Here is a 9580-nt window from a genome sequence, read left to right on the forward strand (position 1 = left end):
ACCAGGAAATCACGAACAAGCCGCACGCAAAAGATGCAGCGCGGGTTTTTCCGCAGCCTGTTAGCTTCCCGACGCGGCAATTAGCTTCCCGACGCGGATGCCCGCGTCTTCTGGCCCTGATACAACAGCAAGCTTTCGTGACGCTTGCATCACTGCGTGGATCAGCAAAGACAATGCTGGTAGCCTCGTTCGTCAGGCAGGATGCCAGGGAAGGCCCACCGACGCTCGTCCCGATGCCCCGGGTCCTCGGTCCTACTCCTGCCGCACTACGCCGCTATCGGTGCCGGCCAACAGAGTACGAGCGGGGAGGCTCATCCGTTCGCCCCTACGACTTGTTCCGGCGTTTCTGATCGACTGCGCCTGGGAGTATGCTGGGCCTCATGACGTCGCCAAGACCGTGTGCGCTTTCGAGTTCGGCCGTGAGGTAGTGTCCCGAAAACAGGGAGGAAACACGATGATTCCCGTCAATCTTGCTCGTTTCATCCTGATCGCCGGTCTGACCTGCGGGATCAACGGAGCCCTGGGTCCACAGGCCAGCGCCCAGGAGGCCACGCACAGGCCGCATGTTCCGCTCGCGAAGACCATCGGCCAGCCCTCCCGGTCTGAGACTGGCACCATTCCGTCCCTGGCGGTCATCAACGCTGATGGCGCGAGGCTCGAGGGCAATCAATTGACCCTCACGGGCGTTTCTTCGAACGCCATTGTGTTCGCGGACCGGCCCGTCAGAGCAGCCGGTCATGTGACGACCGCCGACCTCGTCAGCGAGTGGGCCGGGAACGGCAGCTTCGCCAAGGATCCGCCGAATGCCACCGTCTCGGTGCTGGGCGGCGGCTCGAATGTGAGTGACGCGGTCGTTACTCTGAAATCCGCCAAGACCGAGGGCAGCAACCTGATCTTCGATGTTGCAATCCTCGAAGGCAATCTGGGCGCGGCAACCGGACCCGCGGCGTTGTTCATCGATCACTGGGGATGGCATGGACGCGGTGCCTGGTATGCTGGCGCAGCCTTCCTCGGTGCTGCCGCCGCGGCTGCGGGAGCCGCTGCCGCTTCGCCCTACTACTATCCTCCGCCGCCCGCGTATTCGTACGGATACAATCCCTATCCTTATCCTCCGCGCTGCGGCTACTATCCGTATCCGCCCTGCTATTAGGTCGTCCTAGCATGCACTTCGACAAGCCGTCACGAGCGCCTGTTGGAGAACCGTTGGGAGCTTACCCTCCGGTAAACCCAACGGCTGGCAGCTTTTCTCATGATCCTTCGCTGTCGCGCCTCTTGGGATTCTGTTGTGATGACGTAAATTTATTGAATATTACGTCAGAATGATGCGCGCAAACGGAAACATTCGGACCAGCCGATCGAGCACAATGTTTACTATTTCTATTTGACCTCGAGCGATAAGCATATCACCATACTCGCCTTGACATCTAAACTTCTTAATCTTTGGTAAGCTTGTAGGCACTGTTCATTTCCCGTTACATCTGACCAGACAGATATTGTATTTATCCCACAATACAATATCGAGCGTTTGAAGATCGAGGTTGCATTTATTGTATAGCAAACACCTGTACCTTTTCGCTGCGCTGATGATGTCCCGATGCGAGGGCGCCGCGCCGTTGGATAGGTTCACCTTTGGAAACCCCCGTGAGAGGCACATGATTGTGCGCCGTAGGCGCAATTCGTCGGAGACGCCGCGTTATGGCACAGCTTACGTCGGCTCACGCGAAGCGGCATAACCAGTAAGATTCAGATCCCGACTGACCAACGCTCAACGATCTGTAGAGGGGGATTGTATTCGCCGACAGCGAGAGCCCATTGGACGAGGCTTAAGTGGACGGCATAGCAAAATTGCAATACGCTCAAGCACTGACCTGCCTTCGTGACTCCATTCGCTCATCACAGCATCGGAGGGTACCCCAATGGCAGAGATTTCGGACCGCGCGCCGGACCTCGCGCATCCCTCGCATGTCGTGCGCCAATCAAAAAAGGCAGCAGCCAGCGGCTGGATCGGCTCGGCGCTTGAATATTATGACTTCTTCATCTACGCCACGGCAGCGTCGCTGGTCTTCCCGCAGATCTTCTTCACGTCAAACAATCCCACGGTTGCCATCGTGGCATCGCTGGCGACCTACGGGGTCGGCTACGTGGCCCGCCCCATTGGAGCTTTCGTACTGGGGCACTGGGGCGATACTCACGGCCGCAAGAACGTGCTGATCCTATGCATGTTTCTGATGGGGCTCTCGACGATGGCTGTCGGGCTCCTGCCGACGTACCAGCAGGTGGGCGTTCTCGCTCCGACACTTCTTGTCATCCTCCGCCTGATCCAAGGCTTCGCGGTCGCCGGTGAAATCTCCGGTGCCAGTTCAATGATCCTCGAGCATGCTCCGTTCGGCCGGCGCGGCTTCTATGCCAGCTTCACCTTGCAGGGCGTGCAGGCGGGGCAGATCCTCGCTGCGGCGGTCTTCCTGCCGCTCGCAGCCTACATGCCGGACGAGGCGTTCAACTCATGGGGCTGGCGGATTCCCTTCCTTCTCAGCTTCATCGTGATCATCGCAGGCTACATCATCCGTCGCGAGGTCGACGAAACGCCTGCCTTTGCCGAAGAGGGAGAGCACGGCGAGATCCCGAGGGCGCCGATCATTCAGGCATTCAAAGAGAACTGGCAGGACATGCTGCGGGTCATCTGCATGGCCCTGATGAACGTGATCGCAGTCGTGACAGCGATCTTCGGCGCAGCCTACGCGGTGCAGCCGGCCTACGGCATCGGGTTTCATAAGGACGTCTATCTCTGGATCCCGGTTCTGGGCAACATTCTGGCCGTCCTCATCATTCCATTCGTCGGCAACCTCTCGGACAAGATCGGCCGCAGGCCTCTGATCATCGGAGGAGCGCTCGCCACTGGGCTGCTCTCGTTCGCCTACCTGTATGCCATCAGCATCAGGAACGTGCCGCTGGCGATCGTGATGTCGCTGCTCATGTGGGGCGTCGTCTACCAGGGCTACAACGCTGTTTTCCCGAGCTTCTATCCTGAACTCTTTCCGACCCGCACCCGTGTATCCGCCATGGCCGTATCCCAGAATGTCGGAACGACCATCACGGCCCTGCTCCCGGCACTCTTCGCAGCCGTAGCGCCTCCGGGTTCGGCCAACATCCCGCTCACGGTCGGAGGCATCACCTTTGCAATAACCGTTGTGGCGGCGCTTGCGGCCATGAGTGCCCGCGAGACGTACAGGGTTCACCTAAGGGACCTCGGCCGCCCGGGCGCGGTTCCTGTTCCCAAAGAAGAGTACGAGCGACTGCGGGAGCAGTCGATCAGGGACGCGGGACTGGGCAAGACATCCGAAGCGGGCATGCACAAGGCAGGCATCTAGGGGACGCGGTCTCTCCCCGCTTGGGGGCTATGTCGTGGCGTCCCGGATCAGACGCGCAATGCGCTGAAGCGCAAGCCCATAACCCTGTGTGCCGAAACCAGCGATCACGCCGGACGCTACCAGAGAAACGTAGGAATGGTGCCGGAAGGGCTCGCGCCTGTGCACATTGGAGATATGCACCTCGATGATCGGGAACTCACAGGTGTTCAGTGCATCAAGGATGGCAACGGATGTGTGCGTGAACGCCGCCGGGTTGATGACGATGCCGCTAGCCCGCTCCCTGGCCTCTTGGATCCAATCAATGCTCGGCATTGCTTTGACGAAACTCGATTTCGAGATCGAGTTCCCGGCCGACGCGTCGGCAGTCTGCCTCCACATCCGCGAGGGTCTCATGGCCGTAAATGGCCGGCTGGCGCTTTCCCAAGAGTTTTAGGTTGGGACCGTTCAGGACATAGACAATACGGCTCACGGAGACATCCTTCAGGGATCTCGTTACGCTTTGACGTGCAGATTGGAAGTCATGCTCAATCGATGGAGTTGCAACAATCCCTCACGGATCCAAGCGGCCGAAGGTGCTGCAGCAGACCGCATAAGCGTCGACGCAACGCCCGAAGAAGTCCGTCCCACATGGCCATGGTGGTGCCGAGCGAGTTCGAGAAGGCCACCACCGTCGCACTGGTCGGATCGGAAAGCTCGTAGAACAGCTCGACGCCCTTCACTTGGGTCAGGGGCATAGATCGGGTTCCACGAGTGAAAAAACGACGAGGGCCTCTCAGCCCGCCAAGTTGAGCCCCAGTAGCCTGCGTGCCTCTTCAGGTGTCGCAACACGGCGGCCGTGGCGGCGCACGGCGTCTGTCGCCAGCGAGACCAACTCGGCATTAGATGTCGCTAGCCGCTCCTTCGTGACCCGGATATTGTCCTCCAGTCCGGTGCGGACCGCATCGGCCCCACGCGCCAAGGCCCATTCCATCACCTGCGCCTGATGCCGGCCGATGCCCGCCGCCGTCCAGGTGCAGGCCGGGAACAGGTGCTTGGCCTCGTTAAGCAGGAGATCGAGCAGCCGCTCCTCCGCCGGCAGGGCGTTCTGCACCCCCATGACGAACTGTATGTGCGGGCGTTCGTCGAGCAGGCCCTTGTCGGCGAGACGCCGCGCCCCGTGCAGATGCGATAGGTCGAAGATCTCGATCTCGGGCCGGACGCCAAATTCCTGCATCTTGCCGGCCATATCCTGCACCAGGGTGGTGTGATTCTCGTACACGATGGTCGGGAAGTTCACCGAGCCGGTGGAGAGCGAGGCCATGTCGGGCCGCAGAGACAGTGCGCTGCTGCGTTGGGACGGGTCACGTCCGCGTCCGCCAGTGGAGAACTGGATGATCATGCCAGGGCAGAGTCGGCGCACCCCCTCCTGTACCTGGCGGAAGCGCTCGGGATCGGACGAGGAGGACTCGTCGTCGTTGCGGACATGGATGTGCACGAGCGTGGCGCCCGCCTCGAAGGCGTCGCGCGTGCTCTCGACCTGCTCCGGCGGCAGGATCGGAACGGCCGGATTGTCCTTCTTGCGCGGAACGGAACCGGTGATCGCAACGGCAATGACAACAGGGTTCATCACAAGAGTCCTGGATTGGTGATCAGACATCGAAGAACACGGTCTCGCGCTCGCCCTGGAGGCGGATGTCAAAGACGTAGACCACCACCCCGCCGCGGATCTCTCGCCGGGCGATCAATGTGTCCCGCCGCTCACGGGGTTCGATGATGTTGAGCACCGGATCGCGGGCATTTGCCTCCGCCTCGTCGGAGAAATACAGGCGCGTGCTGAGCCCGATGTTGATGCCGCGCGCGGCCAGCCAGACGTTCACGTGTGGAGCCATCGGCCGGTGCCCCTTACGACCAATGACGGAACCCGGCTTGATCGTCTCGAAGGTGTAGAGGCCGGTCTCGAAATTGGTGCCGGTCCGGCCCCAGCCCCGAAACGTGGGATCGAGAGGCTTGTTCTCCTGCCGGTCGGCGGGATGGTTGTAGCGGCCTGCCGCATTGGCTTGCCAGATCTCCACCAGCACGTCGCGCGTGGGCGCGCCCGTGCCATCGAAGATGCTGCCTTCGATGCAGATGCGCTCGCCTTTTGTGTCGGGACCGGCGAGGACATTGCTGAAGCTCTTCTCGAAGATGTCGAAGCCGGCCTGGTGCGGAATCAGGCCGATATGGACATAGGGGCCGGCCGTCTGGGACGGGCTCTCTTTGAGGTGAGGCAGCGACGGGATCATGGCTCTAGTTCCCCTGCAGCTTGTTCTCGAACAGAGTGGACCGACGCCCCCGGAGGACGATGTTGAAGCGATAGGCAAGGCAATCGAGCGGCACGGCCGCATCCAAGTCGAGCGGCGCGACCAGACGCTTAACCGCCTCAGGGTCGGGAATAGTTCCGGCAATCACGTCGTGACGCAGTAGCGGATCGCCCTCGAAATACATCTGGGTGATCAGGCGCTGGACGCATCCGGACCCGAAGATTGAAAAATGAATATGGGCGGGCCGCCAGCTGTTGACGAAGTTGCGGAACGGGTAGGCTCCGGGCTTTATTGTGCGGAAGGCGTAATACCCTTCGGCATTGGTCAGGGTGCGTCCGCACCCGCCGAAATTGGGATCGATGGGCGCCAGATAGCGATCATTGACATGGCGATAGCGACCAGCTGCGTTGGCCTGCCAGAACTCGACCAGGGTGTCCGGCACGCCCCGGCCATTCTCGTCGAGCACATGCCCGTGAACGATAATACGCTCGCCGATGGGCTCGCCGTCCTTGGCGTAGTTCAAGATTAGGTCATTATCGAGGGGACCGATATCCTCTGGGGTGAAGACAGGGCCGGTCACCTCGGACAGGGAGTTCTGCAGAGACCAGAGCGGGATGCGGGGCGAGCGCAAGACGCTCGTCTTGTAGGTGGGGGTTAAGGCCGGCGGGTGAAGGCTGCGGTCGCGCTGGATGAACTCGCTCTCCGGATGGAGCAGGTCCTCCTGAGCGGACCTTCTTATACCGCTGCGATCGGATTCGACGGGCATAGGAATGCTCCTGAATGTCAAAGCCTCGGTATCGTTGGGCGAGGCGCTAGGCGCGTCTGTGCGGCGAGACGGATTTGAGCATTAACGACTCCGAAACCCTGATAGCCGCGACGCTCCACGATTTCGAAGAAGAAACCGTTTTCCAGCGTCTTCGTATAGACCTGGAAGAACTCGGCCGCGCCGTCCCGATCGTAGAGAATGTTGCTGGCCCGCAGACGTTCGATCTCCTCCTCCGCGAGATCCGTGCGTGCTTCTAGGTCCTCGTAGTAATTCTCGGGAATCGGCAGAATCTCGACGCCGTTCGTCTTCAGGCCATCGACGGTGGCGAAAATATCAGACGTTGCCAGTGCGATGTGTTGCATGCCCGAACCAAACATTTCGGTCAGAAAGCGCGACGACTGCGTATGACGGCTCTGCGAGGCATTGAGGGCGAGGCGGAACGCTCCATCGTCAGTCTCCACCACCTGACTCTGAACGACACCCCCTGGATCGATCACATTCTGCACCGGTGTCTTCTGTACGTCGAGCAGCGCCACGTAGAAGAGAAGCCACGTCAACATCTCCTCGTAATGCATGGATTGCGACAAGTGATCGTAGGCCGTGAGCCCAACACTGGTGAAATCGCCGCCCTCGGTGACCGGCTCGAAATCGGCATCCCAGAGACGGTCGAGGCCGCTCTTGTGATCGACAAAATAGATCAGGCTTCCACCCAGACCGCGGACGGCCGGGATATCCAGCTCGCCTGGCCCCACCGCCTGCCTGAAAGGCTGATCCAAGAGCTTGACGGCACGCTCGATTGTGGCGGGAGCATCATCGACCCGCAGGGTCATTGCACAGACCGAGGGACCGTGGGTGATGTTGAAGGAATGAGCAAAGCCCTCCTTGTCACAGTTCACCACGATGTTGATGTCGCCCTGACGCCAGCGCGTGACCTCCTTCGAGCGATGAATGCCGGCCCTGGCAAAGCCGAGGCCGCTCAGGGTCTGCTCGAAGGCTTTCGCACTGCGCTCGTCCATGGCGAATTCGACGAACTCGATGCCGTGGCATGCGGCTCGGGCAGGAAGATCGGGCAGCCCCGAGACCGGAACCTGCGTGCGCCGCTGGAGCTGATCGAGCATGAACAGCAGTGAGCGCTGGCCATCGACTGCGACCCCGCGGGCCGAGCCCGCGCGGAAGCGGTCGTTGAAGATCTCGAGCGACAGGAGGTCGTCGAAGCCGGTGGCCTGGAGGGCCTCCATGAATGCGTCGACAGCAAGTTCCCCCTGCCCCGGGAAGCAGCGGTAGTGACGACTCCAAGAGAGATAGTCCATGTCGAGCAGAGGGGCGTCGGCAATCTGGACCAGGACGATTCTGTCCTTCGGGATCGACCGGATTGCATCCAGTGGAGTTTCACGCACCAGTACGTGGAAGGAGTCCAGCACCAGTCCTATGGAGGGATGGTTCGCGCGGCGCACCACTTCCCAGGCGTCGCGATAATCGTTGATGTGGCGCCCCCAGGCCAAGGCCTCAAAACCTGCTCGGATGCCTCGCTGGGCCGCGCGCTCGCCAAGCTCGTGAAAATCAGCAGCCGCCCGGTCGATACCGCCGAGGGAATGCGGCGAGACATTGCTGCAGACGAGCAGGAGGTCGCATCCCAGTTCCTGCATCAGGTCAAACTTGCGTTCGGCCCGGTCGAACACCTTGGTCCTCTGCGGCTCCGGCATGCCCTCGAAATCGCGGAACGGCTGGAACGTGATCGTCTCAAGGCCGAGATCGACAATCATCCGGTGCACGTCCGCAGGGGTGCCGTTAAAGGACAGAAGGTCGTTCTCGAAGATCTCGACGCCTTTGAACTGGGCGGCCGCAATGGCCTGGAGCTTTTCCTCCAGAGTGCCGCTCAAGGAAACAGTCGCGATGGCGGTCTGCACGGCCGGCGTCCCCTCTATCGTCCAAAAATCTGATGAATTTCAGTGACGGCGCTGGCGGCCAGAAACCGCCGGCACGCATCATGTCCGCTCCGAGGCCTGAACGTGTCGAGTAGGCAGCCTTCCGCTGTCATGTTCATCGGCGCTTCCTCAGGCTGGCGTCTGTGTAGTTGTTGTCAGCGTGGTCGCGTCACATCGATCGAAAATGTTGCATCATCCGCTCAACGTTAGGCTCAATTCCCGTAAAGAGACGGAAGGCTCCGACAGCCTGAAAGACGGCCATGCCACCGCCGCCCATGGTGCGGCAACCCAAGGCCTTTGCCTCCCGGAGCAGTTCCGTCTCAAGGGGAAAGTAGATGATATCGGCGACCCAGAGATCCTGCCGCAGCAGGCTCGCCGGCAACGCCATGCCTGGATACTTGGCCATTCCGACTGGCGTCGTGTTGACGACTCCTCGGGCCTTGGCGACAGCTTCGTCCAGAGTGCCGGCCAGTGCCGCCGTTCTGTCAGCCCCGAAACGGCTACGGAGCGCACCAGCCAGCCACTCTGCGCGAGCAGGATCTGTGTCGACGATGATGAGATTCTGCACGCCGAGCTGCAGTAGCGCATGGGCTACGGCAGCGCCTGCACCGCCCGCCCCGAACTGCACGACGCGGTCGCGATTGACGTCCGCGAGTTCACGTTTGAAGCTTTCGGCAAAGCCCCACCAATCCGTGTTGTGACCGATGCTGCGTCCTTCCTGGAAGACCACAGTATTCACGGCGCCGAGTGCCTGGGCGTCCGGTGTCAGCTCGTCCAAAAGGGGGATGACTGCCTGCTTGCAAGGATGGGTGATGTTGAGGCCGGCAAACCCCATCCGCCGGGCAGCCGTGACAAGTTCAGGCAGGGCATCAAGGCCGAGGTGAAGTACGTCGAGATTGATCAGTTTGTAAATATAGCGCAGGCCCTGCTCGGCTCCTTCGCGCTCATGCATGGCCGGCGTGCGGGAGGCCTGAATGCCCGATCCGATCAGGCCGACGAGGACCGATCTGGCGGATGCATACTGTCTTGCAAAACTCCCGTCCGCCACTCTGCCGTTAGCCGCCTCGGGGTTTTGGGAATAGGCACCACCTGCAAGGACCAACGGATCGGCAGGGCCCGAGCCTGCGTTCGACATGACCATAACCTCCCTCTTGTTCACCCGAATACCGGAGGGGGCAGTCTCTTCAAATAACCTAGACTGAGGCCTTAATTAAGGCGCTCGGGTATTCAGGTGACCTTTAA

At 60.8% G+C, this 9580-nt stretch carries 8 protein-coding genes and 1 pseudogene; 2 read left to right on the forward strand and 7 right to left on the reverse strand.

Annotation, left to right across the window (positions count from 1 at the left end):
- Positions 1-454: 454 nt before the first annotated feature.
- Together BN1233_RS34360 and BN1233_RS34365 are read left to right on the forward strand one after the other, a co-directional pair.
- A complete protein-coding gene (locus tag BN1233_RS34360) occupies positions 455-1150 on the forward strand; it encodes a hypothetical protein (protein ID WP_048710732.1) in 696 nt (231 codons plus the stop codon).
- Positions 1151-1916: 766 nt separating this feature from the next.
- Positions 1917-3368: an MFS transporter gene (locus BN1233_RS34365; RefSeq protein WP_046868124.1), complete on the forward strand. Its 1452-nt coding sequence runs from the start codon at positions 1917-1919 to the stop codon at positions 3366-3368.
- Positions 3369-3395: 27 nt separating this feature from the next.
- On the opposite strand, the pseudogene aroQ reads toward BN1233_RS34365, so the two are convergent.
- The 7 genes and pseudogenes from aroQ to BN1233_RS34400 form a co-directional block, all read right to left on the reverse strand.
- Positions 3396-3837, reverse strand: a pseudogene (aroQ, locus tag BN1233_RS34370) (type II 3-dehydroquinate dehydratase).
- A gap of 55 nt (positions 3838-3892) precedes the next feature.
- Positions 3893-4102 carry a hypothetical protein gene (locus BN1233_RS34375; protein ID WP_046868125.1) on the reverse strand — a complete coding sequence of 70 codons (210 nt, stop codon included), beginning with the start codon at positions 4100-4102 and terminating at the stop codon, positions 3893-3895.
- A gap of 38 nt (positions 4103-4140) precedes the next feature.
- Positions 4141-4974, reverse strand: coding sequence for a 3-oxoadipate:acetyl-CoA acetyltransferase (locus BN1233_RS34380; RefSeq protein WP_046868126.1), 834 nt, complete (start codon positions 4972-4974; stop codon positions 4141-4143).
- Positions 4975-4996: 22 nt separating this feature from the next.
- The gene (gene pcaG, locus BN1233_RS34385; RefSeq protein WP_046868127.1) at positions 4997-5629 is read right to left on the reverse strand and encodes a protocatechuate 3,4-dioxygenase subunit alpha; all 633 of its coding nucleotides are present in this window, start codon (positions 5627-5629) and stop codon (positions 4997-4999) included.
- A gap of 4 nt (positions 5630-5633) precedes the next feature.
- Positions 5634-6413, reverse strand: a complete 780-nt coding sequence (pcaH, locus tag BN1233_RS34390) for a protocatechuate 3,4-dioxygenase subunit beta (RefSeq protein ID WP_082145831.1) — start codon at positions 6411-6413, stop codon at positions 5634-5636.
- 17 nt (positions 6414-6430) lie between these two features.
- Positions 6431-8320 (reverse strand): bifunctional sugar phosphate isomerase/epimerase/4-hydroxyphenylpyruvate dioxygenase family protein, encoded by a 1890-nt coding sequence (locus BN1233_RS34395; RefSeq protein ID WP_046868128.1) that lies wholly within the window; start codon positions 8318-8320, stop codon positions 6431-6433.
- 187 nt (positions 8321-8507) lie between these two features.
- Positions 8508-9473, reverse strand: coding sequence for a shikimate dehydrogenase (locus BN1233_RS34400; RefSeq protein WP_082145843.1), 966 nt, complete (start codon positions 9471-9473; stop codon positions 8508-8510).
- Positions 9474-9580: the final 107 nt, after the last annotated feature.

Source organism: Microvirga massiliensis (assembly GCF_001006805.1).
Classification (GTDB): domain Bacteria; phylum Pseudomonadota; class Alphaproteobacteria; order Rhizobiales; family Beijerinckiaceae; genus Microvirga; species Microvirga massiliensis.